Genomic DNA, 24,961 nt, shown 5'->3' with positions numbered 1-24,961 from the left:
GCCTTGTACGTTTCTCACTATCAGTTGGCTACATTTCATCTTCGGGAAAAAGGAAGTGCCGGCCCGAGCACGACCATCAGAGCGCCGCTGCTCACCAGCAACTGCCACCTAGGTTTGGCAAGGCGAGCTACCAGCAGAAGCCGCGAAATTATGCTTGACAACCAGTGAAAAACACCCTTGGGAAAACCATATAGCGCGGATGCGTTATACCTTTGTATCCACAAGAAGACATGGAGCTGCTCACGCGATATTTTCAGAACGCCGCCGGCGAATTAGTACAGGATTCCGCCGGATTTCTGCGGGCAAACTGGTATAGCAAGTCGCGTACGCTGGCCGATACGCAGGCGCTGTTCAACCATATGCTGCTGGCGCTGCAGCGCAACGGCTGGAGCCGCATTTTAATCAATCAGGTCGGGATGCAGCCCTTCTCACCCAAGGAGCAGGCCTGGGTTGCCCACGAGTGGGTGCCCAGGGCAGTGCGCGAAGGCGGCTATCGGTACGGCGCCGTGGTCGTCTCGCCCAATGTGATAGTGCGCCTGGCTACCGCCTACATCACCACCCACGTTCAAAACCTGCCCCTCACATATCGTTCTTTCGATGCTGAGGCAGACGCAGTAGCGTGGCTCTTACAGCAGCCGGCCTCAGCCCGGTTGTAGGGCCGCTACCTAGAGCACTGGCAACTGGCGGCTCGTAGGCGCCGGTGGTAAAAGCTGGTGGGTAGCCGCTACAAAAGTCAGAGTAATATTTTTAGCCCTGCTCGGGTGGGAAATAAGCATCCCATTTTCCCAGTAACATCTTAGCTATCTTGCAAGTCTACACACCTAGTTCATCCCCTCATGAATGCGCATCTTGACGTTATTGCTACTTACCTCGATCTAGTACAGTCCCTGAATACCGACCCGGCCGCCTATGCCGCAGTGCTGCACCCGGAAGTGGAACAGACAGAGTTTCCTAACTTCCTGAATAAGACCATTCAGCGCCGTTCCTTCGACGAGATTCTGCGCAACCTGCGGGCTGGGCGGGAGCTGCTGCGCGACCCGGATTTCGATGTGCAGCATATCCACTGCGCGCCTAGCGGTACCGTCATTGTAGAAGGGCTCTGGCAAGCCACGGCCATCAACGATATGCTGCCCATCATCCGGGGACATCGTATCACGGCGCAGCTCAGCCTGATTTTTGAGTTCCGCGACGATAAAATCTACCGTCAGCGCCGCTATCCGTGCTTCAACTTGTTTTAAGAAAAACCTGGCCACTGCCCGCTTGGCAGCCAGACTAGGCAGCGTGCAGGCGCCTTTGGGCTAACAACCCGGAGGCGCTTTTTTGCTTATTTCAGGGCAGCGTCTGAACTCAGGCCGGAGACCAGCCGTAGTTCTGTTAGTGCTGCTCTTTCCCACCGTCAGTCTACCTAGGTACTGCCGATGCTGCGTCGGCATGCTCCTGCTTTCTCACCCATTTTGCCCGTCTGCCATGCTGCGCCTCGTATCCCTTTCTCTGCTGCTGATTGGCGGTGCGGCGAGTGCCGCACCGGCCCAAAACCGCGCCCCTGTTACGCCTGCCCAGCGCAACCCCACCGAACGCGTAAGTCCGCTGCCCGGCGTGACGCTGCCCAATGGGGTGGGGCAAGGCAAGGCCGAGCCCTTGCCTATGCCGACACAGGTGCGCCCCAACGGCGTGCTGCCGCAGCCCTACATTCCGAGCGGTAAGGTAACGGCCGGCCCGGTTGATACGCTGCCGAGCCCAGCTGCCAACCGCCGCACCGCGCCCGCTCAGCCCCGCGCTACGCGGCCATAACCTAGGTGCGGCTTCTACAGCCTGCTTTGTTAATCACTACCGAAGCAGCAACGACTGACAAAACAAACGGAATAAGGTCGGAGCCAGCTACTGACCAGGAGCTGGCACGGCGAAGGTATTGAGCAGCCCGCTGATGGTCATGTACTGGCCCGCCAGGTAGATCATGTCCACAATGCCTTTTTCGCCGAAGGTTACCAGAGCCCGCTCATAAAGCGCCGCCTCAATCTGGTGTGTGGTGGTGAGACGCCGCACAAAGTCGTAGGCCACGTCTTCTTCTATGGAGAGGCCTTCCGGTTTTTGCCCGGCCGCCAGCAACTGAATCTTGTGCTCTTCTATTCCGGCTTTCTCCGCCACAGCTGTGTGCGCGTAAATCTCGTAGGCCGCCTGCCAGGCCGCGCCCACGGTCAGGATAACCACTTGCCGTACCTTTTCGCTGAGCGAAGTGTGCGTGCCCTCGGCGGCAGTTACGCTCATCAGGGCTTTGCTGATAGCCGGACTTCGCAGCATCGCGTTGAAGGGACCAATCAGCTTGCCGTCAGTGGTTTCCGCCTGGAAGCCCGACTTCTTGGCCCAGGGTACCATCGTGGCTTGCAGCTCGGTATAAAGTGTGTGCTGGTCTGCTTTGAGCTCGTCGGAGTCGAGCAGCGGCAAGCGTCCGCCCAGGTCGTTTTTAGAAGGTGTCATGCAATGTGAAGAGAAGGTAAGAGGATCGGGAAGCTGCCAATCAGTACGCGCAGATTACAAACCCGGCCAACTAAATCAGCGACTCCAGATCGTCGCTACTTGGTAGCGTGCCTGCGCGATGCTACTCTGGTGATGACAGATGACACGAGGTTTCATAAACCTAGGTTGGTTGAGAATGGAGGAGGGAAGTGTACCTAAGCGTCCTCACAGACGGAGCCTGGGCTACGCCAGGCACAATTTGGATGCGAGTAGTTCAGTTTCTAGCACATATAGGTACTCGGCTCTGGCTTAATATTTGAATTTCGCCATGCTCCCTTTACCTACGTATTTCCCATCTGATGAAAGCATTCCTCGCCGCCGCGTTCCTTACGCTGGCCGCCCTTGCCCTCGGTTCTGCGCCAGCGCATGCCCAACAAATCAATATCAACATCGGCCAGCCCGCGCCTCCGCCTCCTCGCTACGTGGTAGTGCGCGAAGTGAAGCCCGTACGGGTGTATCGGGCGCCCAAGCACCGACGACATGCGGTCATGCTCGTGCCGGCCGGTCCTGCCTATTACGCGCCTCATGAGCATGGTCATGGCCATGGACGCGGGCATGGGCATGGGCATGGGCATGGGCATGGGCATGGACACGGTAAGCACTAGAAGATAGCAGCACCAGCAAAAAAGGCTTCCGCAATGTGCGGAAGCCTTTTTTATGCCTGATAGATTCAGTGCAGATCTGCTAAAGCTAGGTTATGTGCCAGCGCCGCAGCAAAGCGTATCAAAAGCGAACGATCTGTCTGGAAGCGGACAGTTTTAGGAGGATTAGAATCCAGGTGTGTATCTACAACTATTTGATATTGAGTAAATTGTGTACATGGCACGCGCCTTGGCTATATCCTTATACCGCGTACCTAAAGCTGTTCAGAAATGCGCATGTGCTGCCCACAGAACTGAGAACCTAGGTCAGCGGCTCCGCTGCTTCTACTGGCTCCCAAGCCTTCCTGATCTGAGTAGCGGTCAGCTTGATCAGTTCACTTCTTCAAACCTTACAACCATGAAAAGCCTTCTTCCTTCCGCTCGCCTCAACGCCCAACGTACTGCTGCTAACTCATCCGCGGATGTCAGCACGAAGTACAGCGAAGTACCAGCTAGCTTTGCCGCTAGAGCAATGCGCCGCTATCTGCAAAAAGCTAGCTTCGTACTCCTGACGCTTGGTGGATCTTTCCTGGCTGCCCCAGCCCTGGCGCAGCACCCGCAGCCAGTAGCCTTACAGAAAGTAAACGATACCACTTTTCGCCTGCGCATCCAAGACCCCATTCAGCAGTCTGGTCGGGTTCGGGTGGTGAGCCTTGTCACCGGGCAGACGTTGCTTGATCAGCCATACAACGCCCCTGCATACGGCTGCAACCTAGACTTCCGCGATTTGCAGAAAGGCCAGTACCGGCTTATCCTGCAAGTGGGCCAGAGCAAGTACCGCTACATTGTGCAGGTGCAAAGCCAGCCCCAAAGCTACGCTGCCTTGCGCACGCTCACTGTGAAAACGCACCTGCCGGAAATGAGCCCGGCTTCGGCTTCGCTGTAGAAAAAGCTAGCTTTTCCGGCAAATGCCTGCAAAAAGGCTTTCGCACGCCGCGGAAGTCTTTTTGTGTGCGTTGCCGGCCCGCGCCCAAGGTTGCTAACAGCGCGCCTGAGCCCTGCGCAGGCAGCAAACAGGTGTGAAATCACGGAAGCGCCAGGCTGTCGGGCCTCACCGAACACGAGGCCCTGGCTACCTAGGTTCGTAAACTGACGCAGCACCCGCAACCTGGCTCGAAGCCTAAGTACTACATGGCGTAATTATTTCAAGTAAAACTTGATCTTTTTATATACCTTACTGTAGTTCAGCTAACTACCGGGCGCTACTTGCGTGAGCCACTACCGTACCGGCCGGAAAGCCAGTTGTGCGCACAAGCCGCCTTGCTCTTTATTATAAGCCGATGTGCCGGCTCTCCAGCACCCAGCCGAAGGTCTTGCTTTTTAGTATCGTCAGCCTGCCTCTTTGTCAACCCACTCAACCCCATACCATTATGCTTAAAAAACTAATCACCGCTTCCTTGCTGGCTACCGCCGCCATAACTTTCACTGGCTGCCAGGAATTGCTGGATGAGATTATCCTGATCGGCAATCCTCCGGCCAGCACCAAGGTAAACCTGACAGCCACGATAAATGGGTCGCAGGAAGTACCAGCCACGCCTTCTGCCGCTAGCGGCACGTTCACCGGCGTGTACGACAAGTCAACTAAGGTGTTGACCTACACCATTACTTACCAAGGCCTCACGCCCACGGCCGGCCACCTGCACCGGGGCGCACCCGGCACGAATGGCCCGGTTGTGTATCCATTTGCCAGCCTAACGTCTCCCGTCTCGGGTACGGCCACCTTCACCCAGGCCGATGAGGACTTGCTGCTGAACGGCGGTTTCTACGCCAACTTCCACACGCCTGCATATCCGGGCGGCGAAATCCGGGGCAACATCGTCAAGAAATAGCGCCAAACAGTTTACCAGTAAGTACTTACCAATAGCAGCGTCCGCCTACCTGTCGTAAGCGGACGCTGCTATTTTAGCACCAGTCTTATTGACGACCCAGGAAGCCGCCCGGTTTATTTATCCGGTTTTGGCGCCCCAGCCAGGCGAAGCCGCAGGTACTGCTGCAGCCACATCGGGTACACGTTGTAGAGAACGTTGAGGAAGGTCAGGAGCATGGCCCAACCTAGGTTGCCACGCACTACCGCGTAAACGCTGACAAGCAGGAAGAACACGAACATCACCAAATGGAACTGCTCCTGGTAGTAAGTAGCTCGCGCAAAGCCCGCCAGCGAAGCGCGGGTACGCACGCGCCGGTACTGCGGATACTGGCGTCGAATCAGCCAGTTGATGAGCGTGCCGTGCTGCGTGAAATGGTTGAGCCTCGGCACACCTAGCTTTTGGTAGAGGCCAACGCTAGCACCCAGCTGCAAGCGCCGGAACCGCGAAAAAGGCAGCCCATACGCAAGCAGACTAACGATGATGAACCCATAGAGCCACGGCCGCGCTACGTGTTGGTAGCAAAAGATGGTAAGCGGCACAAGGCCCAGCGCCGACCACAGCAGACTCGGCACCGCATTGTAGAAACCCAGCAAGTACGGGGAAGGCGCAGCGGGCTTGTGGCTAGGCGTTGGCACTAGCGTGGGTAAGCATTGCTGGCGCGAGTTTAGCGGCAGCGTAACTCGTTCCTTCCTTGCCGTGAGGCTGTGCCTCACCCGCTAGAACAACTTGCGTCTGCTGGCTAATGGCCCGATACCAGCTTGCCGCTGTGCGGCAGTGAAGGTGCAACCTCCACCGAAAGCTAGGCACGAGTTACGTCGCCGCTTGATGCGCGGAATGCTAAACGCGCGCCAGTTAGGCCAGTTGGAGGCCAAGCTACTCCGCTTGCTTTGTCTCCTGCTCAGGTGGCAGCTTGCCAATCTTTTTCAAGTAAGCTCGAAGCTCTCGGTCAGTGAGTGGACCGCTTAGCCGCCCTTGCGCCCACTCTTCGGGTGTTTTACCGTTCATCGAAAGATTAGTCGGTGTCTTCGAGGAACTGGCGGATGACAACCTCTCGGATGGCTTCATAGTCGGCTAGGTTTACGTCGTCAATGACAACTTTATGATCTACTAACGTCAGTTGTACCGCTATAAATTTCCGATAGCTGGCGGTATATCCTACTCGCTCAAACTGGTTGGCAGCTCTAATATACGTCCAGGCTCTATCAGGTTGTTGTAAGAGTTCCTGGATTTCAGCTAGTTCAATCCTGACGTCGTACAACCAGTTTAGATTAAGCTTGCCAAAGTCAGGTTCGTAGTTCGCGAACATGTAAAAGAGTGGTTGAAAACAATAGTGCAGTGCAGGCTTGCTACTATGAGGCAAATAAGGTACAGTCTCATCCCAAAACTAGGTGAGAGTTACGCTGCGCTAAATGCACGCTAATTAGAGTATATATTAGCTATGCAGGAAACATTTTATCATACTCAAAATTATTTCTCCAATAATGATTCCAATTGAAGAATGCGCCTTTGTAAACTTCTGTTTTGCTATCCATAAGATTGATATTTCCTACTTCATTAGTTGTATTTATCTGGATAGTGCATATTCTATTTGGTTTAATTCCGGTAGTTCGTAATTCTCTTGTTCTTTTATCACTTTCGAAAATGCTGATGCAAATGTATTTTAAAGGCATCTGCCTGTGATTGTATATTTTGGTAAGTTCAATGCTTTTTTCTTTCGTATGTTCAATTAGTTTGTATAAGGAGTCCTTTATTGAATTTATTATATTTTCATTATTGGCAACATCTCCTATGTAGACATAATTAGCATCTTTTACCAAAAGGTATTTGTTATAAGTGCTTGCATGTTGTTGTATATCTTTGAATAAAAAATCGTTTATAATTTCTTCTTTATAAATAGATATACCTTTGAATTGTAAATCTTTCGGAAACGATTTGAGATCCATGCTAACAGGCATATCTTTGCTAAATCCATCTAAAAACCATTCCAGTGAATCAATAGCTGCGTCTAAATAGCGCTGCTTTGTTGCTGTTAAGGGATCTATGTTATTTATTTTGTTTACGTCAAATTTTATGAAGCCAGGAAATTTGTTATGTGTAATATGCAGGTATATTATATCGAAACTATGCTTAATCAAATTGGCTGATTTTGTTACTGTGTTTATAATTCTATCTTGCAAATCAGATTGACTTTTGCATCCAGATTCAATAATAATTGCTAATTGGTTTTTATTTAAAATCGTTTGATTAACTACGCTTGTTAAAGTCCAGTCATCAGAAGAAGATCTTGATTTTATTTCGTCGAATATTGCCTGGCGCGGTAGATTGATCCCTGTTGCGTGTTTATTATTTAAAATGAATGTAATATATGCTAGTGTAAACCCATTTAATACATCTATTAATTCATCTAGTTTTCTTACAAACTGGTAGAAATACATGACTTTTACCTGGCCGCGTTTATCTATGTATTCGGCCTTGGTTTCATGGTAAACTATTTTACCGTGTCCTATGCCATTTCTTAAGTTGTGATCATAAAGAGATTCAATGTATTTTAAATCACCTTTGTTTATATTATTAATGCATGTATACAGGTCTAGATTGTCAGTGCCCTTCCCTTTGTTTACTAATTCTACATAAGCTGCAAGTTGCATGTAAGGCAGCAATACTCCTTCAAGAAGCTGTAAATAACTATAGTTTACATATTCATCAATGAACCATGCGTCTTTATCGCTTATTTGATATTCATGAATGTCTTTGGTGTTTATGTTTTGAAGTAATTTGTATGCAATATTAAATGCTTCTTCTTTTTCTAAAAGAAGCTGGATGAGATTGATTTTATTATTTGTCAAACATTCGTTTAGGAATTTTGTGTATGTGTCATATGATATTTTACAGAAATATTTTTCTGGTGAAGAATTAAAATATTTCTGTATTATGTTGTATTCTTGTGTAAGGGGTAATAGAGAACTGATATTTCTCATGATACCTTATGTATGGGTAGTAGTTAAATATACTTATTGCATAAAAAAGGCGAGGTAATTTACCTCGCCTTTTTTATTTCATCTCTCTTTATTTCTTACGAGCCGCAGGCCTCGCAAGCGTCTGGATTATCCAGCGAGCAAGCCATGTCGCTTTGATTCTGGGCGGCTACGTTGAGCGGCTCCAGCGTCTCGGCGGCTTGTTTCTGCACCGTGAACTTGATGGCATCCACGGCCGACTTGGTGCGCAGGTAGTACATGCCGGTTTTCAGGCCGCGCTTCCAGGAGTGGAAGTGCATGCTGGTGAGCTTGCCGAAGTTCACGTTCATCACGTGTAGGTTCAGGCTCTGGCTCTGGCAGATATACGCGCCGCGGTCAGCCGACATATCAATGATCCGACGCTGCGAGATTTCCCACACCGTCTTATACAGATCCTTGATGTGCTGCGGCACCCGGTCGATGTTCTGCACCGAGCCGTTGGCGGCAATGATGTCCTGCTTCATCTGCTCGTTCCACAGACCTAGCTTCACCAGGTCTTTCAGCAGGTGCTTGTTCACCACCATGAACTCGCCGCTCAGCACGCGTCGCACGTAGATGTTGGAGGTGTAAGGCTCAAACGACTCGTTGTTGCCGAGGATCTGGGCGGTGCTAGCCGTGGGCATCGGTGCCACCAGCAGCGAGTTGCGCACGCCGTGTTCCATCACCTCCTGGCGCAGGCTGTCCCAATCCCAGCGGCCCGAGTCGGGCGTCACGTCCCACAGGTCGAACTGGAATTTGCCTTTGCTCAGCGGTGAGCCTTGGAAGGTTTCGTAAGCACCATCCTTCTTAGCGAGGTCCTTCGACGCCGTCATGGCCGCGAAGTAGATCGTCTCGAAGATGTCCTTGTTCAAGCCGCTGGCCTCGTCGCTCTCGAACGGCATGCGCAGCGCGATGAACGTATCGGCCAACCCCTGGATACCTAGCCCAATCGGGCGGTGACGACGGTTCGACTTCTCGGCTTCCGGTACCGGATAGTAGTTGATGTCGATAACCTTGTTCAGGTTCTTCGTCACGTGGTAGGTTACCTCATACAGCTTCTGGTGGTCGAACACCAAGCCTTTCGGGCCCTCCGTTACGAAGCGAGGCAGCGCCAACGAAGCTAGGTTACACACCGCAATTTCGTCGCGGTCGGTGTACTCCATAATCTCGGTGCAGAGGTTGGAGCTCTTGATGGTACCTAGGTTCTGCTGGTTCGACTTGCGGTTGGCGGCGTCCTTGAACAGCATGTAGGGCGTGCCGGTCTCGGTCTGGCTTTCCAGGATGGCAAACCACAGCTCTTGGGCTTTGATGGTCTTGCGGCCGCGGCCTTCGCGCTCGTACTTCAGGTATAGGCGCTCGAACTCCTCGCCCCAGGTGTCGCCGAGGCCGGGGCACTCGTTGGGGCACATCAGCGTCCAGCTGCCGTTCTCTTCCACGCGCTTCATGAACAAGTCGGGCGTCCAGAGAGCGTAGAACAGGTCGCGGGCGCGGTTCTCTTCCTTGCCGTGGTTCTTCTTCAGATCCAGGAAGTCGAAGATGTCGGCGTGCCAGGGCTCGATGTAGATGGCGAAGGCGCCTTTGCGCTTGCCACCGCCTTGGTCCACGTAGCGGGCCGTATCGTTGAACACCTTCAGCATCGGGATGATGCCGTTGGAAGTGCCGTTGGTGCCCTTGATGTACGAGCCGGTAGCGCGCACATTATGAATGCTCAGGCCAATGCCACCAGCCGACTGCGAAATCTGGGCGCAGTTCTTCAGCGTGTCGTAAATGCCCATGATGCTGTCGTCCTTCATCGTGAGCAGGAAGCACGAGGAAAGCTGCGGCTTCGGCGAACCCGCGTTGAAGAGGGTAGGCGTAGCGTGCGTAAACCACCGCTCCGACATCAGGTTGTAGGTTTCCAGCACCGACTCGATGTCGTTCTTGTGGATGCCCACGGCCACGCGCATGATCATGTGCTGGGGGCGCTCCACCACTTTGCCATCCATGCGCAGCAAGTACGAGCGCTCCAGCGTCTTGAAGCCGAAGTAATCGTAGCTGTAGTCGCGGTCGTAGATAATGGCCGAGTCGAGCGTATGGGCATGGTTATGAATAACTTCCCACACGTCTTTGGCGATGAGCGAAGCGTTTTCGCCCGTCTTGGGGTCTTCGTAGGTGTAGAGGCGCTTCATCGTCGAGCTGAACGACTTGGAAGTCACCTTGTGCAGATTGCTCACCGCGATGCGCGCCGCCAGAATGGCGTAGTCGGGGTGGCGGGTGGTGAGCGACGCAGCGGTTTCGGCCGCCAGGTTGTCGAGTTCTACCGTTGTCACGCCGTCGTAAATCCCATCAATCACCTTCTTGGCGACCTCAATAGGAGAGACGAACAGCATGTTCAGCCCGTAGCAGAGCTTTTCAATGCGGGCGGTTACTTTGTCGAACTTGACCGATTCGCGGCGGCCGTCGCGTTTGATTACCAACATAGGCGTAGCGGTTTGAAGAGAGTTGCTATTAAAAATGCCTGCTTTATAAGGCTAGGCAGATAAGGCAAATAGATGGTGCAAAAACAGGAGTGAACAGGAACTTTCTGGGTTCATTCCTAGCGGAAGATATTTCTATCTGGCGTGTAGGACAAACCTTCTGTTCAGAAGTTTTCCACATAAGCGGAACCATCACTGTATGAGGCGTTTTTAAATTATCTGCTGCGCTGGTTGCGCCTAATTATGTTAGCAAAATCAGGTTGTTCATTTGCCCTGAAAAATGTATGCTAGGAGGCAGCTGGCCGTTAAACAAAAAGGCTCTGCAACTGAAGTTGCAGAGCCTTGGAAAAGCAGTTGTCTTTAGACCTTAAAAATCCTCGTCCAGCGAGAAGACGTTCTGGTCGCGGTCGGCCATCACGCCGGCTTTCTGGTACTCGGCCACGCGCTTCTCGAAGAAGTTGGTTTTGCCTTGCAGCGAAATCATTTCCATGAAGTCGAAGGGATTCGTGGAGTTGTAGATCTTCGAGTAACCTAGGGCCACGAGCAGGCGGTCGGCCACAAACTCGATGTACTGCGACATCGCAGCGGCGTTCATCCCGATAAGGTTCACCGGCAGCGCGTCGGTCACGAACTCCTGCTCGATCTGCACCGCGTCGCGGATGATTTCCTGCACCCGGGCTTCAGGCAACTTGTTGACCAGGTGGTCTTTGTAGAGCAAGCAAGCGAAGTCGCAGTGCAGGCCTTCGTCGCGGCTGATGAGCTCGTTGGAGAACGTTAGGCCGGGCATCAGACCGCGCTTCTTCAGCCAGAAAATCGAGCAGAAGGAGCCCGAGAAGAAAATGCCTTCCACGGCGGCGAAGGCAATCAGGCGCTCGGTGAAGTTGTCGGAGTTGATCCACTTAATGGCCCACTCGCCTTTCTTCTTCACGCAGGGCACCGTTTCGAGGGCGTTGAAAAGACGGTCCTTCTCCTGTGGGTTCTTGACGTAGGTGTCAATCAGCAGCGAATACGTTTCGCTGTGAATATTTTCCATCATCACCTGGAAGCCGTAGAAGCAGCGCGCTTCCGCCGACTGCACTTCCTGCATGAAGTTGACAGCTAGGTTTTCATTCACGATGCCATCGGAGGCGGCGAAGAATGCCAGTACGTGGCTGATGAAGTGCCGCTCGCCGTCGTTGAGCGACTCCCAGTCTTTCTGGTCCTGACCTAGGTCGATTTCTTCGGCCGTCCAGAACGAGGCTTCCGCCTGCTTATACATCTGCCACATATCGTTGTGCTGGATCGGGAACAGCACAAAACGGTTGGGATTTTCAGTCAGTAAGGGTTCCATAACAGGGAAGTTGAGAGAGTAAGTAACCTGAACAAGGGCGAAAGCCGGAGGCTTGCAAACCCCAGGAAAGCAGAGTTTGTTCGATGCGCTGTAAAAAAGCAGGAGCGCGGTTATGAGTCAAAGATAACCAACCTGCCGGCTAGGCAGCCCGCAATGGAGCGCTTTTTCTCCACAAACTTTTCCACAGGCACCTAGGCTCCACAAACCAGCAGATTCCCCGGACTGGTATCTTAAAAGCGACATATGAAGCCATTTTTAAGAAGTTATCCACATTTTAGGTGTGGACAATCGTGTTTATCCACAAAATTATTATTCGCGTACCCGCTACGCGTTCCTTGAATAGGCGACTTCACCATACAGCAACGGGAAGCGCAACCTATTGATCCGACGCGAGTAAATGATGATTAGCAAGTTAGAGTTGGAAATCTGAATAGAAACTTCTACTTTTGCCTCCCATTATTTCAGAAACCGCGAAGACGCCGATGTACGCAATCGTCAATATAGCTGGCAAGCAGACGAAAGTCGAAGCCGATAAATTTGTTTATACTCACAAGCTGGCAGGTAATGTCGGCGACTCAGTTGAGCTAGGTAACGCACTACTGACCGAGGACAATGGTACGGTAAACATCGGCGCTCCAACGCTGGACGTGAAAGTGACCGGTACCATCCTGGCCCACGTGAAGGCCGACAAAGTTCTGGTGTTCAAGAAGAAGCGTCGTAAGGGCTACCGCAAGCTCAACGGCCACCGCCAGGACTACACTAAAGTAATGATCAACAGCATCGGCTAGTTAAAAGCTGTTAGCTGATGGCTTTTAGCCGTTAGCTTCTGCTTTTTTCGAACCGTTTTTCCTCGAACATAAGCTAACAGCCAACAGCTAGTAGCTAAAAGCTCCAATACAATGGCACACAAGAAGGGCGTCGGCTCATCCAACAACGGCCGCGAATCGCATTCCAAGCGTCTCGGCGTGAAAATTTTCGGTGGTCAGGACATCATCGCCGGTAACATCATCGTGCGTCAGCGCGGCACCAAGCACCACCCCGGCCAGAACGTGGGTATCGGCAAGGACCACACGCTGTTCGCAATGGTAGACGGTATCGTGCAGTTCCGCAAGGGCCGCAACGAGCGTTCGTTCGTATCGGTAGTACCGGCTGCTACCGCTCAAACGGAAGTAGCAGAAGTTGCTGCTTAGTTTGATCTGAACTACGGATTAATCGGATTTCACGGATTTTGTAGTCGAGCCGCTTCGGCTCTTTCCGCGCTTTTCCTGATTGATTCAACAAAAAAGCCTTCCCACTGCTGGGAAGGCTTTTTTGTTGACCAGAAACTAGAACCTAGGTTATTGCTCGTTCACAAAGTCCGATTAATCCGTCGAATTCGTGGTTCAGATGAGTCGGTATAGCACCGGCTTGCTTGGACTGGCGTCGAGTACTGAGCTGGTTACCTGAAGGTTGAGCAAATACAACCCATCTTGCACGACATCGGGCACAAAGATAAGTTCGGTGATGGTAGCCTCGTGGCGCGTAGCGTGTGGGTACTGCCAAAAGGCATGATGCGCGAGTAAGGCACCGCCATCTTCTTCCCGGTCTACGCTGGGCAGGTCGAGAAGTAGGTGCTGGACGTGGTGCTCGGCCAGGTACTGCGCCAAGCTAGGTTCTATGTATGTTGGGTTGGTGCCAGAGTAATGGCGCGTCTGCTTCGTCTCGTCGTTCGGTAGCGTGCGCAGGATAAGAGCTTCTGGAGTCAGTTCAACATGTGAACCTAGGTTCTGGAAAGCGACTTGAACATCCGCGAGCATTACCACCTCATCACCATTATCTTGCCGACGAGGCGCTACCGAAATCAGCTTTGCGACAAACAGAAAACGACGCAGGCAGCGGTCGAGGGTAGCGCTAGGCTCAGCGGAAATGTGGCCGTAGCATTCTGTGTGCGTGCCATTGCCGTGCGGCGTCAGGTGGACGCGCTTATAGTTGGTGCTGCCGCCTTCGGCCACGCTGCCCACAAAGTTGCCCACCCGGATAGTTTCGAACTGCACCGGCTCCGCCCAAAAGCAATTTACTTGTTGGTCGCCGGGGGCCAAGGGCAAGGAAATGTCGATGGGTGCGGCCGGATCGAAGGAGAAGGTACGGCCCTGATAAGGGTAGGTAGCGAGCATGAGCGCGGCGTTTTTAGGGCGGGTTTAATCCCAGCGCACGAGCGGGGCAGCGTCTGGGTTCGTAGCTAGGTTGTTGAGGATCTGACTTATCTGTGTTGCGTGGCTCAGCACCATGAAGTGGCTGCCACCTTTGATAAGGTAATCAACAGGAGCGGGGCCGGGCGGAAACACCCGATCGGCGGAACCTAGGATTTGCAGGCAGCGCCCGACACCGGCGCTGTCCCAGTGCAGTAGCCGATGGATGGCCCATCGCGTGTAAGTGGGCTCCATATCCCGCAGGATTTCTCGGAAGAGCTGGTACTCTTCACCATTCTTTATCCCGAAATACCACTGCCCGGCCCGCGGAAACAGCTTCAGCAACTGCGGCGGAACGAGCTTATAAATACCCGTTGCCCGAATCAGGCGTAGCAAAGGCGGGAGGCAATCAGCATCCGGAATGCTGGAAATTAGGACAGCCCGCGCCTCGGGGCGCATCCGACAGATTTCCAGCGCCATGGTGCCACCAAACGATACACCGACTACCCAGCAAGTTTGATCAGGCGGAATAGCCTCGGCCATGCGCCGTGCATACGCATCGATCTGCTCATTTGGCTGCGGAGTAAACCATTGCAGAACAGTGACTTGCCCATGCAGAAGCGGTTGTAGGTTCCTAAAGATGCGCTCATCGGCACCTAGGCCAGGGATGAGGTAGAAAATGGGAGCGGGCACGGCAAAGGGCTAGGTTACGGCTCGATGCGCAGAAAGACGCCTTCCAGGTAGAAGATGTTGTGCGGCATGGCATCCTCGTCAGGCTCTTCGCCCTCTTCCGTGGCGGGGTAGGTGCAGGAGAGCTTCAGCGCCACGCCTTGCAGCGGCACCGGCGGCTTCTCTTCGGTGGCGTATTCGAGCAGGCATGGCCACTCGGTCACAGTAGCTAAGGCGTCTGCAACTTCTTCCTGTAGCGCTTCGGCCCGCTCGCCGGCTAAGCGCAGCAGCAGGTCGAGGGACGAAAACTGAAGCCCTAGGTGGAAGAAATACAACTCGTCGTCGAAAATAGTGGTGGCCCACACCGTGACATCATCGGTGTTATCGAACACAATGGCCGTAATCTGAACCTGTTCGACAAAAAAATCGGTGTCATCGGCAAGAGCCTCAATCAAGCGTTTCATAGCAACAGATTTACGCTGATTTTCTTGATTTCGCTGCGCTTCACGACTACTAATCTATAAGCTACAGACGGCTAGGAGGCTACAGGTACAGAAAGGTGCCGGGCTAGGTACTGGCCGGCTGGAACAGCTCCAGCGTAATCTGATCGGCGAGCAGCTTGCCGGCGTCGGTGAGTACGAGCACTTCATTGCGCAGCGTGGCCCAACCGTTGGCCGCCAGCGTTTGCAGGTAGTCAGCCTGCTGAGCAGCCAGGTCGACGCCCAAGGAATCGCGCAGATAACCTAGGTCGCAGCCGCGGGCAGTGCGCAGGCTGGTCATCAGGTACTCGTTGGCGCGGTCGGTGGGGGAGAGAACCTCGTGGGTGGCCGGTACTTCGTTGCGCTCCAACAGGGCCGTGACGTACTGGGTGTTGTTAGCCACGGCATATTGTCGGCTTACGCCATCGAAGGAATGGGCGCTGGGCCCCAAACCTAGGTAGGGCACGCCGCGCCAGTAGTTGGCGTTGTGGCGCGACTCCCGGCCGGGTTGGCAGAAATTGGAAATTTCGTACTGCTCGTAGCCGTGCGCACGAATCCGGGTGAGCAGCAGCTCAAACTGCTGGGCAACAAAATCATCGGGCGGCGCCACGAACGTGCCTTTGCGCAGGCGGCGGCCGAATACGGTATCGGGCTCGATGGTGAGGGCGTAGCAGGAAAGGTGCGGCACACCTAGGTCGAATACTTGCTGCATATCCTGCTCCCAGATGCGGTGGTTGGGGGCAGGCACGCCGTAAATCAAATCGACCGAGATGTTCTCGAAGCCGGCATCCTGCGCCAGCCGCACGCCCGTCAGCGACTCGGTGGCGGAGTGGGCGCGGTTCATCAGGCGAAGGTGCGGCTCGTGGAAGCTTTGCAAACCGATGCTCAGACGATTAACAGGCGAAGCAGCCAGCTCGCGCAGCTTCGCGGGGGTCAGATCGTCGGGGTTGGCTTCGAGCGTAATTTCCGCCTGCGGGGCCACGTTGAAGTGCCGGTGAATAGCCGCGAAAATTGTATCCAGCTCCGCTGCGGTGAGCAGAGAAGGCGTGCCGCCGCCGAAGTAGATGGTGTCGAGCGTAGGCGCCGGACCTAGGTAGTCGCGGCGTAGCTCCATCTCATGCACCAGCGCATCAACCAGGCGGCTTTTCAACGCCATGGACGTGCTGAAGTGAAAGTCGCAGTAGTGGCAGGCTTGCTTGCAGAACGGAATATGAAGGTAAAGTCCGGGCACGGAAGATCAGGGGAAAAGGATAGCTAGGTTCCTAACAAGCAGGAGCCGGCAATAAGTTTACGGCCACTTGCTAGCCGGAAGAAAGTGGCGCGGCGAAGCGGCACGCGTTATGTTGCGTAGCTTTAGCTACTGATTTAAAATTAAGTACGTCGTGCCGACGTTCTTCCCGCAAATGTACGTCCGCCTCTTCTTTCTGAGTCTGCTTGCGTGGTGGCTGGGTGGCGGCATGCCGGTGGCCTGGGCGCAGATTACCGCTCCCGGCGCTTCGCCTTCGCCCAGCCAAGTGACCACCTCGGGGATGCCGGCCCCCACGCCGGTCGCGCGCGACACCACCCGCCGGATTGTGCGGAAGCCAGTGCACCCGAAAGTGGTGCGTCTGCAAACCGAAGCCGCCGACCGGCCGGTGCTGCGCCACTACCGCTACCGCACCACGCTGCCCGACTCGGTTTCGGCGCTGCATGAAGTACGCGACCTGCTGCTGGCCATGCAGGCTGACGCGTACCTGACCGCTTCCGCCGATACCATGCACTGGCGCCGCGATACGCTGGTCGTGCAAGTATATGTAGGAGAGAAGTTTCGGTGGGCTAGGCTGCGCAACGGCAACCTAGGTGACGGCCTGCTGACACGGGCGGGTTACCGCGAGAAGTTTTTCCGGAATCAACCTTTTCTGCCCGCCGAGTGGGCCCGCTTGCAGGAGCGCATCGTGGATGAGGCCGAAAACCAGGGGCATCCTTTCGCCACTGTGCGGCTGGATTCGGTGCAACTGCGCGGCGCTGACATTGATGCACGGGTAGTGTTGGACCGCGGCCCGGTCATCCTGTTCGACTCCATTCAGATTGTGGGCAATTCGAAAACGAAGAAACGCTTCCTGACCAAGTACTTACAGATCTTTCCCAACCAGCCCTACAACCAGCAGCGCGTGAATGCGGCGGCGCAGCTGTTGCGCCAGCTGCCCTACGTGCAGGTGAAAGGCAACCCCGAAGTGCGGTTTTCGCGAGGCCGGGCGCGGGTCTACCTCCTGATTGATGACCGCAACGCCAACCAGTTTGATGCTATTATAGGCGTGGTGCCGAACTCGACGACGTCGGTGGGGCAGAGCAAACTACAGCTGACCGGCGACGTGACCATCAACCTGCGCAACTTGCGCGGCGGCGGCAAGCAGATCGGCTTGCAGTGGCGCAAAGTGGATGTGGCCACGCAGTCGTTGGATGCGCACTACCTGCACCCCAACTTCTTCGGGACGCCCCTGGAGCTAGGCGCTAGCTTTAACCTCTACAAGCAAGCCAACGCCTTTCTCACGGTTCGGCCGCGCTTGCAGGTGACATATCCGACGGCGCAGGCCGGACGCATTGCGTTTTTCACCGAGCGCCGCGGCTCCCGCCTGCTCGATCCGGCCCTGAAAGAGCGAACCTCTCTGCCCGATACCATCGACTCGCAGTATAATTCCTACGGCGTGTCGTACGAATGGAATCGGCTGGACGATCTGTACTTCCCACGGCAAGGCTTGCTGGTGTATCTGCAAGGCGCAGTGGGCACGAAGAACATCAGCAAGAACCCGGAGCTGAACGATACGCTCTACCGACGGATAGCGCTGCATTCCAATCAGATAACGCTGAGCGGCCGGCTAGAGCAGTACGTGCGCGTAGGCCGCAGCGGCGTCTTTCTGGCGCGGGTGCGCGGCGAATCGCTGCTCAACCAGCGCTTGTTCCTGAACGATATGTTCCGCATCGGTGGCTTAGCTACGCTGCGTGGCTTCAGCGAAAACTTCTTCTACACCAACAGCTACGCGGTGGGCACGGCCGAATTCCGGCAGTTTACGGGTACTGATGCGTACGTGTTTGTCTTTCTGGATCAGGGCTACTTGCGCCGGGATCTGGCGAACGACAAGTTTTGGGACGCACCCACCGGGCTAGGTGCCGGCCTGAGCTTTCGCACCGGCGCGGGTGTTTTTCAATTCGTTTATTCCATGGGCCAAGCCAAAGGTCAGCGGCTAGCTCCCAATGCTTCCAAGATTCACTTCGGTATCACCAGCCGATTTTGAAAACTTAGGTGCATTGCTGACCTGTGTTTGCAAGTAGTTGGAAAAATATTCTTATTGATAATCAGGCTGAAAGCCTCTGGGTAGAGCTTTTTATTAGGGTAGATTACCTTTATCTCAATAATGCTCGTACATTTGCAGAACCAAACAGTGCGGGGTGGAGCAGTTGGTAGCTCGTTGGGCTCATAACCCAAAGGTCACTGGTTCGAGTCCAGTCCCCGCTACCTCAGAAAAGCCGGTTGTCTACCCAGACAACCGGCTTTTTGCTTTTAACCTGTTTGCCCACTCAATTGCCGGCAAAGAACCAGCTGTAAAGCATCAGTTTAGCTTAAGCAACGAAGCTGAGCGCCTCGCTGAGTACCCTTGGCTTGCGCCTAAGTCGGTGCGCAGGTTAACAGCGCTAAGCGCATGTATTTTGTCCGATAGCAGCCGTAGCTTACACCATTGAGTTTTTCGCACTGTTACAAGCTTTCTATTGCTTTGAATAGCAGTTTCTAGCAATGCAAACGTTCCCGCAATCCTTTTTTAGTTAAAAATAGATTCTTTCTATACTAGAAAAGGAATTTTGGTAAGAAAGGTGAAATGTTGAAAATGTAACACCTTGATATTCAGAGTATATAAAGTTTCAATAAAAAGTATTTTAGAATCATTGCAACATAACGCGGGGCAAAAGGCGTATAACTAAGCTGAGTTATGATTTGACTTTACAAAAAAATAATCATAATTCTTATTGATTAAAGTATAAACAAGCCTAACTTAGGACTGTGATTGTCACCACGCTCTACCGCCCTTACTTCCATACCCACCTGGATTGTTGCTAGTTGATCACACACTCTGGATCTATGGAACGCTACACACACTACACAAATGCTAACCGGGTAATTTTGCCCGTACTTGACGTACTCATCATTTTCGGGGCTTTCCGACTGGCTGGTTACGCGTACCTAGGTAACTGGCAGTTTGCGGGGTACTATCCTTTATTCTACGCGGTTTTTGCGCTGCTCTGGTGGATATTATCGGTGCAGTACGCCAACGTGTACCGGGCTGGTGAGCTGATTTCGTACCCGGAGCGGTTCCGCAACCTAGCTCGCACGTTCCTGCTGCACGCGGGGCTGCTGCTATCGGGGGCGATGCTGCTGGACGTGTACTGGATGCCCGCGCGCTACATCGTCATTGTCTACAGCTTCGTGCTGGCGGGTGTGGTCGCCGGACGGTTTCTGCTGGCATTCTTCCGGCGTGCTTACCAACGACACCTAGCCCGGCCCTATAGCCGCTTCGTGATTGTCGGTACCAGCCCGAGCGGGCAGGAGCTTTATCGCACCCTGACGTCGTATGATCCGGTGGGTAACCAGTTTCGTGGTTTCTTCACCGATGAAGCCGCGCCGAGCAATCTGCAGCCGCTGGTAAAAGGTGGTATCGCCGAGCTGAAGGAGTTTTGCAAAAACGAGCAGATCGATGAAATCTACTTCGCGCTGCCGCTCGACCAACGTAGCCTGATTCAGGACCTGGCCAAGTTCGCTGACGACCACTTCGTATCGTTTCGCATCATTCCGGACTTCAAAGGCACAGTGCAGACGGATGTGAACGTGTACTACTACGACCACATGCCGATCCTGACGGTGCGTCAGAACCCGTTGGCTTTCCGGCCCAACCAACTGGCTAAGCGCGTGTTCGACATTGCGTTTTCGAGCCTGGTGATCTTCGGAATCTTCCCGATCATCATGCCAGTTCTGGCCTTGCTGATTAAGCTGGATTCGCCCGGCCCGATCTTCTTCAAGCAGCTTCGCCCCGGCAAGCGCAACCAGCTTTTCCCGTGCTACAAGCTGCGTACCATGCGCACCGACCTCTCGGGCACGGAGCTGCAAGCTACCAAAGGCGATGCCCGTGTAACTCGCATCGGCCGTATTCTGCGCAAAACCAGCCTCGATGAGCTACCACAATTCTTCAATGTATTGCTGGGTCATATGTCGGTAGTGGGGCCGCGTCCCAACATGATTTCGCAGTTGGAAGAGTATTCCAAGCACATTCATACCTACCCGTTGCGGCATGCCGTAACGCCGGGCATCACGGGCTATGCGCAGGTGAACGGCTACCGGGGCGAAACCCGCGCACCACAGGCCATGGAGAAGCGTGTGGAATACGACCTGAAATACGTGGAAAACTGGTCGTTCAAGCTGGACATGAAGATCATCGGCCAGACCGTGTGGAATATGGTGAAAGGCGAAAAGAACGCCTACTAAACCTAGGTTCAGCTCCGCTTCTTTTAAATATATAATAAATAGAATCTTTTGCCATCGACTTTCCGTAGACCTAGCTTTAAGCTGAAACGGCACTAACGGAATTTGCTACTACTTGACCAGAAGCTCCATTGTGATTCCGTAAAGCGCGGGAATGCAATGGAGCTTTTCTAAATCTGACTTTTCATGTTGCCTAAAAAACGTGTTCTGGATGCGGGCATTTCGACGGGCTCCTCCTCCGAATTCGTAGATACAATCTTGCGGCTGGGTGCTGCCCGCTCCTCGGCCTACGTGTGCTTCGCCAACGTGCACATGGTAGTAGAAGCCCACAAAGACCCGGAGTTTCGAAAAGTGCTCGACGAAGCCAGCCTCGTGACCCCGGATGGTAGTCCGGTGGCGGCAGCGCTGGGCCAGCCGCGGGTAGCAGGCATGGATCTATTGCCGGTGCTACTCGCTGAGGCCGCCCACCGTGGGCAATCGGTCTACTTCTACGGCACCACCAATGAGGTGCTGGACGCTATTGTGGCACGGGCAAAGCGGGAACTACCTGGCTTGAGCATTGTCGGGGCGTATTCGCCGCCTTTCCGGCCGCTCACACCCGAAGAAGATGCCGCGGACGTAGCCGCCATCAACGCGGCCGACCCGGATCTGCTGTTCGTGGCCCTGGGTTGCCCACGGCAGGAGCGCTGGATGGCGAACCACCGGGAACAGGTGAAAGCTTGTATGCTCGGGGTTGGGCAGGCTTTTCTGGTGTACGCAGGGCTAGAGCGCCGCTTGCCGGTGTGGGCGCGCAAGCTGTGGCTGGAGTGGGCATACCGACTGTGGCTGGAGCCGCGCCGCTTGTGGCGGCGCTACCTCGTCACCAATTCGCACTTCGTGTACCTGATGGCGCGCAAGAAGCTGGCTAGCGCCTTAGGCTAAACCTAGGTTTTTGGTTAAGCCAGGTTCCGCCGCGTGTGCTGCTGATCGTATAAAACAAAAGCGCCCTTTGCCGAAAGACAAAGGGCGCTTTTGTGTTGACTATGAGCTGGGAACCTAGGTTTTAACGCTCTACTGCCAGGCGTTGGGTGCGCACTTGGGCGCCGTCGCGGAGCTGGAGAATGTAGGTGCCTACAGGCAGATCCGAAATGTTGACGCGCACCTCGTTTGTGCCAGCCTGCACGTATGGCTGCTGGTGAGCCATCTGCAAGCCTTGCAGGGTTGTGATGGTGATGTCTACGGTGCCGGCCTGCTCGAACGCTGCCCCGATAGTAACCTGGTTGTTCGCCGGGTTCGGATAAAGGCTAATTTCCAGCGGAGTGGCGCTGCGGCCCTGATCTTGCTGCACTAGCTCCACGTCATCGAAGTAGAGCCACTCACCAGCGTCGGCGTCGGAGTAGAAACCTAGCTCGCATTGGCCGTTTGTAACCTGGACGTTATCAACTATCACCTGCTTCCACTCACCATTTACGCCACCTGGCGTCGAGGGAATGTTGGTCGTAATCTGACCGCCACCGTAGTTGCGAACGTAGATCTGGCTCTGATTGGCGGCGCTCTTGGTCCAGGCACGCACACTATAGCGGCCGTTCGGCAAGCCAGTCAGAATCTGGAAGGTGTAGACCTGGTAGCGGTTAGGGCGGTAATGAGTGCCGTGGTAGGTACCGGTGTGGGCGCTGGGGTAGGTTTCGGTGTAATCGGCATTGTCGGCCGTGCCACGTCCGGTCCAGGTCTGCCAGCCCTGAATATCCTGTACGCCTTGCCGGTCGGCTTCGAAGCCAGGATTACGGGAGTAGTTGGTACCATTGCTGGGCGTTGGGGTAGGTGCATTTACCGTGAGGGTGGCAGCCGTGGAAGTGGTGGTAGCGCCGCTGTTATCTGTAGCACGCGCTGTAAGCGAGTAGCTGCCCGCCGAATTAGGCGTCCAGCTGAACTGGAAAGGCGCCGACGTGTCTTCTCCTAGCTTGGTGTCGCCGCTGAAGAACTCCACTTTGGCAACGCTGCCATCTGCGTCGGCGGCGGTAGCCGCCAGGTTCAGCTGCGAGCCGGTTGTGAGGCGGGTGCTGGAAAGCGTCAGGCTTACGGTTGGGGCCGTGTTGGAGGCCGGAGCACCTTGGCGGACTAGCTCCACATCATCGAAGTAGAGCCACTGACCACCATCGGCATTCGAGTAGAAACCTAGCTCGCACTGGCCGTTCGTAACCTGAATGTTGTCGACCACTACCTGCTTCCACTCGCCGTCTGAAGTAGCCGGGATGGCAGCCGTGAGCTGGCCGCCACCATAGTTCTTGATTTGAAATTGGCTTTGATTATCAGCGCTTTTAGTCCAGGCCCGTGCGGTGTAGGTGCCGTTGGCCAAGTTCGTAACGCTCTGGTACGTATACACCTCGTAGCGATTGGGCCGGTAGTGAGTGCCGTGGTAATTGCCGGTGTGCGCACCAGGGTAGGTTTCGGTGTAGTCGGCATTGTTAGCCGTGCCGCGCCCGGTCCAAGTCTGCCAGCCTTGAGGCTCTTGGGTAGGTGCCTGATCAGCCTCGAAGCTTGGATTGGCAACTAAGTTGGAAGAAGTAGGCGCTGGAGTCGGCTCCGGCGTAGGCGTAGGGGCAGATCCTTCAACGCCTACTGTAATGCCATTCTGTTGAAGCTTCTGCTGCCACAGCGACCATTCATTCTGCTCGGTTTGCAGCGTAATGGGATTGGGCAAGTGGTTGTTGCCCGACATTGGCATTTGGTTCTGCCCTGTTTGCACATCCTGATCCTGGCGGTCGGTGTAGGGGAAGTTAGCGCCTTTCTTGGTATAACCAATCAGGTTATTCTGCACGCGGTTGTTGAAGAACACGGAACCTAGCACGTTGTACCCATTGAAGATAGAAGTAGCGGCGTAGTTCGAGTTGAGGTTCGTGCCATCGGGCAGCAAGCCGCTGGTTACCATACGGTTGTCGTGGTAGTAGATGTCGTGGCCGGCGGCAATGTTCATGGCTGCGTTGCAGGTCGCTACAAACTGATTGTTGTAGGCTTCCAGGTAGCCGGTGGTCAGGTTCGGGAGCAAACCATCGCCATCGGTGGTCATGCCGGTGCCGGTGAAGTTGCGGTCGGTGGCAGGATACGGGTAAGCGCCCTGCACCAGGTTATCGTGCACGCGGATAGGACTTTGCGAGGTGCCCGACGAGTTGTAGAAGTTCAGGTTGTCTTCCACCGCGCTCTGGTTCGGAAGATTGCGGAACTCGTTGTAGCTGATTTCAATGCCAGCTAGGTGCTGCACGGTGTTCAGCTGAATGAAGCTGCGGTGCTCTTTGCCTCCATTGCGGTAGCGCCCATCGCAGTTCAAGCCCTTGTTGTAGCGAATGGTAATGGTTTGCTGGGCCGAGCCATTGCCACTCCAGCGGTTGGCCAGAATGCCCGTGGTCTGCTCTAGGTAGTTATGCTCAAGCACCAGCTGCTTGGCCTGCCATGCATCCACGAAGCGGCCACGGGGGCGGTTGTCCTGGCTAGGCGTGAGGCCGTAGCCGCTACAATTGCGAACGGTAAGATCTGCGCCGCCACCCGTCACGATCAGGTCGCCGGCCCCGGCTAGGGTGCAGTTGAGGAGCACAACTGGCTCTGTGGTGACTATCCGTATGCAGGGCGTGCCCGAATCCAGGCTGCGGTAGTTGCCGGTGTAAGTGCCACCCCGCGAAATAGTTATGGGCCCCGAATAAGCTAGCTCCGGTGCCTGCGCCCGCACGGTAGTAGCACCGAAGGTCAGCAGGTGAGCCAATAGCAAACTGAGAAGTACTAATGGATTAGTGAAAGTGCGTGAATACGATTTTGAGATAAAAGCGGTGCTACCTCTTTGCATTTTTAGGTGTTTAAGGTGACGAGTTTTAGGCTGTGGTCGTGGTGGGATGGAAAAGCAGCGGAGATTATCAGGAAATAAACTTTGTTCTATTTCTGCCCTCTGAATCAAGGGAAGTAGAACTGTTAAGAAATGAGCAAGATCCGGGAAGGTCTGCCTTCTTTCTGCTGCGGGGCGCCTACGAGCAACAAAGGCTCATTTAGACTAAAACCAGGAAAACTGCCCCTAAAAAGCTACAAGTGAGCTTCGCTTTGGATAAACCGAATAGAAAGTGCTGCGGGAGAGTGCAGCCGTGCTCCTTATTGGGCTCAGGACAAGGGTGAGCATAGGTCAACTGACCAGCCTATTCCTTCTTCGAGCGAAAGACGCTTTTCGGCGTTTGCTTAAAAAAGTTATAGTTGTCAGCCGCTGAACAGTACAAAGGTAAACAAGAAATCCTTGTCTGGAATAGATTTGAAAGGCCTAGCGTTCAATGCTTGAATAGTAAAGAATTATAATATTCTATTATTTACTGAAGGCGCGATGT

22 protein-coding genes and 1 tRNA gene are annotated in these 24,961 nt (G+C 54.1%); 12 read left to right on the top strand and 11 right to left on the bottom strand.

The genetic code is table 11. From position 1 onward, the window contains the following. Positions 1 to 212: 212 nt before the first annotated feature. From IEX74_RS05435 to IEX74_RS05425, 3 genes are all read left to right on the top strand, one after another. The gene (locus tag IEX74_RS05435) at positions 213 to 656 is read left to right on the top strand and encodes a hypothetical protein (RefSeq protein ID WP_188811850.1); all 444 of its coding nucleotides are present in this window, start codon (positions 213 to 215) and stop codon (positions 654 to 656) included. Between the two features lie 180 nt (positions 657 to 836). After that, on the top strand, positions 837 to 1,238 hold the full coding sequence (locus IEX74_RS05430) for a nuclear transport factor 2 family protein (RefSeq protein WP_188811848.1): 402 nt from the start codon (positions 837 to 839) through the stop codon (positions 1,236 to 1,238). A 193-nt stretch (positions 1,239 to 1,431) separates the two neighbouring features. Further along, positions 1,432 to 1,791 (top strand): hypothetical protein, encoded by a 360-nt coding sequence (locus IEX74_RS05425; protein WP_188811846.1) that lies wholly within the window; start codon positions 1,432 to 1,434, stop codon positions 1,789 to 1,791. Between the two features lie 87 nt (positions 1,792 to 1,878). Here IEX74_RS05425 and IEX74_RS05420 read toward each other — a convergent pair whose 3' ends face one another. Continuing rightward, entirely contained in the window at positions 1,879 to 2,475 is a 597-nt protein-coding gene (locus tag IEX74_RS05420) for a carboxymuconolactone decarboxylase family protein (protein WP_188811844.1), read from the bottom strand. Positions 2,476 to 2,994: 519 nt separating this feature from the next. Here IEX74_RS05420 and IEX74_RS23330 point away from each other — a divergent pair. The 3 genes from IEX74_RS23330 to IEX74_RS05410 all read left to right on the top strand — a co-directional run bounded on the left by IEX74_RS23330 (position 2,995) and on the right by IEX74_RS05410 (position 4,984). Continuing rightward, positions 2,995 to 3,126 (top strand): hypothetical protein, encoded by a 132-nt coding sequence (locus tag IEX74_RS23330; RefSeq protein WP_262892024.1) that lies wholly within the window; start codon positions 2,995 to 2,997, stop codon positions 3,124 to 3,126. Between the two features lie 387 nt (positions 3,127 to 3,513). After that, the gene (locus tag IEX74_RS05415) at positions 3,514 to 4,041 is read left to right on the top strand and encodes a hypothetical protein (protein WP_188811842.1); all 528 of its coding nucleotides are present in this window, start codon (positions 3,514 to 3,516) and stop codon (positions 4,039 to 4,041) included. A 484-nt stretch (positions 4,042 to 4,525) separates the two neighbouring features. After that, complete coding sequence (locus IEX74_RS05410) at positions 4,526 to 4,984, top strand: CHRD domain-containing protein (protein ID WP_188811841.1); 459 nt, start codon at positions 4,526 to 4,528, stop codon at positions 4,982 to 4,984. A gap of 113 nt (positions 4,985 to 5,097) precedes the next feature. Here IEX74_RS05410 and IEX74_RS05405 read toward each other — a convergent pair whose 3' ends face one another. From IEX74_RS05405 to IEX74_RS05385, 5 genes are all read right to left on the bottom strand, one after another. Then, entirely contained in the window at positions 5,098 to 5,658 is a 561-nt protein-coding gene (locus IEX74_RS05405; protein ID WP_188811839.1) for a glycosyl-4,4'-diaponeurosporenoate acyltransferase CrtO family protein, read from the bottom strand. A 377-nt stretch (positions 5,659 to 6,035) separates the two neighbouring features. Further along, positions 6,036 to 6,329 (bottom strand): hypothetical protein, encoded by a 294-nt coding sequence (locus tag IEX74_RS05400; protein WP_188811837.1) that lies wholly within the window; start codon positions 6,327 to 6,329, stop codon positions 6,036 to 6,038. Positions 6,330 to 6,459: 130 nt separating this feature from the next. Continuing rightward, the gene (locus tag IEX74_RS05395; RefSeq protein WP_188811835.1) at positions 6,460 to 8,001 is read right to left on the bottom strand and encodes a hypothetical protein; all 1,542 of its coding nucleotides are present in this window, start codon (positions 7,999 to 8,001) and stop codon (positions 6,460 to 6,462) included. Positions 8,002 to 8,096: 95 nt separating this feature from the next. Beyond that, on the bottom strand, positions 8,097 to 10,475 hold the full coding sequence (locus tag IEX74_RS05390) for a ribonucleoside-diphosphate reductase subunit alpha (protein ID WP_086592346.1): 2,379 nt from the start codon (positions 10,473 to 10,475) through the stop codon (positions 8,097 to 8,099). A 364-nt stretch (positions 10,476 to 10,839) separates the two neighbouring features. Then, positions 10,840 to 11,802, bottom strand: coding sequence for a ribonucleoside-diphosphate reductase small subunit (locus IEX74_RS05385; protein ID WP_188811833.1), 963 nt, complete (start codon positions 11,800 to 11,802; stop codon positions 10,840 to 10,842). 482 nt (positions 11,803 to 12,284) lie between these two features. Between IEX74_RS05385 and rplU the strand changes: the two genes are divergently transcribed. Continuing rightward, complete coding sequence (rplU, locus tag IEX74_RS05380; protein WP_188812981.1) at positions 12,285 to 12,590, top strand: 50S ribosomal protein L21; 306 nt, start codon at positions 12,285 to 12,287, stop codon at positions 12,588 to 12,590. Positions 12,591 to 12,701: 111 nt separating this feature from the next. Further along, positions 12,702 to 12,992, top strand: a complete 291-nt coding sequence (gene rpmA / locus IEX74_RS05375; protein WP_188811831.1) for a 50S ribosomal protein L27 — start codon at positions 12,702 to 12,704, stop codon at positions 12,990 to 12,992. A 192-nt stretch (positions 12,993 to 13,184) separates the two neighbouring features. Here the strand turns inward: rpmA and IEX74_RS05370 are convergent, their stop codons facing one another. The 4 genes from IEX74_RS05370 to hemW all read right to left on the bottom strand — a co-directional run bounded on the left by IEX74_RS05370 (position 13,185) and on the right by hemW (position 16,349). After that, entirely contained in the window at positions 13,185 to 13,955 is a 771-nt protein-coding gene (locus tag IEX74_RS05370; RefSeq protein ID WP_188811829.1) for a cyclase family protein, read from the bottom strand. 24 nt (positions 13,956 to 13,979) lie between these two features. Continuing rightward, on the bottom strand, positions 13,980 to 14,663 hold the full coding sequence (locus tag IEX74_RS05365; protein ID WP_188811827.1) for an alpha/beta fold hydrolase: 684 nt from the start codon (positions 14,661 to 14,663) through the stop codon (positions 13,980 to 13,982). A gap of 14 nt (positions 14,664 to 14,677) precedes the next feature. After that, a complete protein-coding gene (locus IEX74_RS05360) occupies positions 14,678 to 15,103 on the bottom strand; it encodes a hypothetical protein (RefSeq protein ID WP_188811825.1) in 426 nt (141 codons plus the stop codon). Positions 15,104 to 15,206: 103 nt separating this feature from the next. After that, positions 15,207 to 16,349 carry a radical SAM family heme chaperone HemW gene (hemW, locus tag IEX74_RS05355; protein WP_188811823.1) on the bottom strand — a complete coding sequence of 381 codons (1,143 nt, stop codon included), beginning with the start codon at positions 16,347 to 16,349 and terminating at the stop codon, positions 15,207 to 15,209. Between the two features lie 172 nt (positions 16,350 to 16,521). Here hemW and IEX74_RS05350 point away from each other — a divergent pair, with 172 nt between their 5' ends. From IEX74_RS05350 to IEX74_RS05335, 4 genes are all read left to right on the top strand, one after another. Further along, the gene (locus tag IEX74_RS05350; protein ID WP_188811816.1) at positions 16,522 to 18,390 is read left to right on the top strand and encodes a BamA/TamA family outer membrane protein; all 1,869 of its coding nucleotides are present in this window, start codon (positions 16,522 to 16,524) and stop codon (positions 18,388 to 18,390) included. A gap of 148 nt (positions 18,391 to 18,538) precedes the next feature. Further along, a tRNA-Met gene (locus tag IEX74_RS05345) sits at positions 18,539 to 18,611 on the top strand. Positions 18,612 to 19,229: 618 nt separating this feature from the next. Continuing rightward, complete coding sequence (locus IEX74_RS05340; RefSeq protein WP_188811814.1) at positions 19,230 to 20,627, top strand: undecaprenyl-phosphate glucose phosphotransferase; 1,398 nt, start codon at positions 19,230 to 19,232, stop codon at positions 20,625 to 20,627. A 183-nt stretch (positions 20,628 to 20,810) separates the two neighbouring features. Then, positions 20,811 to 21,545 carry a WecB/TagA/CpsF family glycosyltransferase gene (locus IEX74_RS05335; protein WP_188811812.1) on the top strand — a complete coding sequence of 245 codons (735 nt, stop codon included), beginning with the start codon at positions 20,811 to 20,813 and terminating at the stop codon, positions 21,543 to 21,545. A 121-nt stretch (positions 21,546 to 21,666) separates the two neighbouring features. Here the strand turns inward: IEX74_RS05335 and IEX74_RS05330 are convergent, their stop codons facing one another. Then, a complete protein-coding gene (locus IEX74_RS05330; protein WP_188811810.1) occupies positions 21,667 to 24,363 on the bottom strand; it encodes a T9SS type A sorting domain-containing protein in 2,697 nt (898 codons plus the stop codon). Positions 24,364 to 24,961 lie beyond the last annotated feature (598 nt).

Origin of the sequence: Hymenobacter cavernae, assembly GCF_014641455.1 — a bacterium.
Lineage (GTDB): Bacteria > Bacteroidota > Bacteroidia > Cytophagales > Hymenobacteraceae > Hymenobacter > Hymenobacter cavernae.
This window is presented reverse-complemented; position numbering and strand designations above follow the sequence as displayed.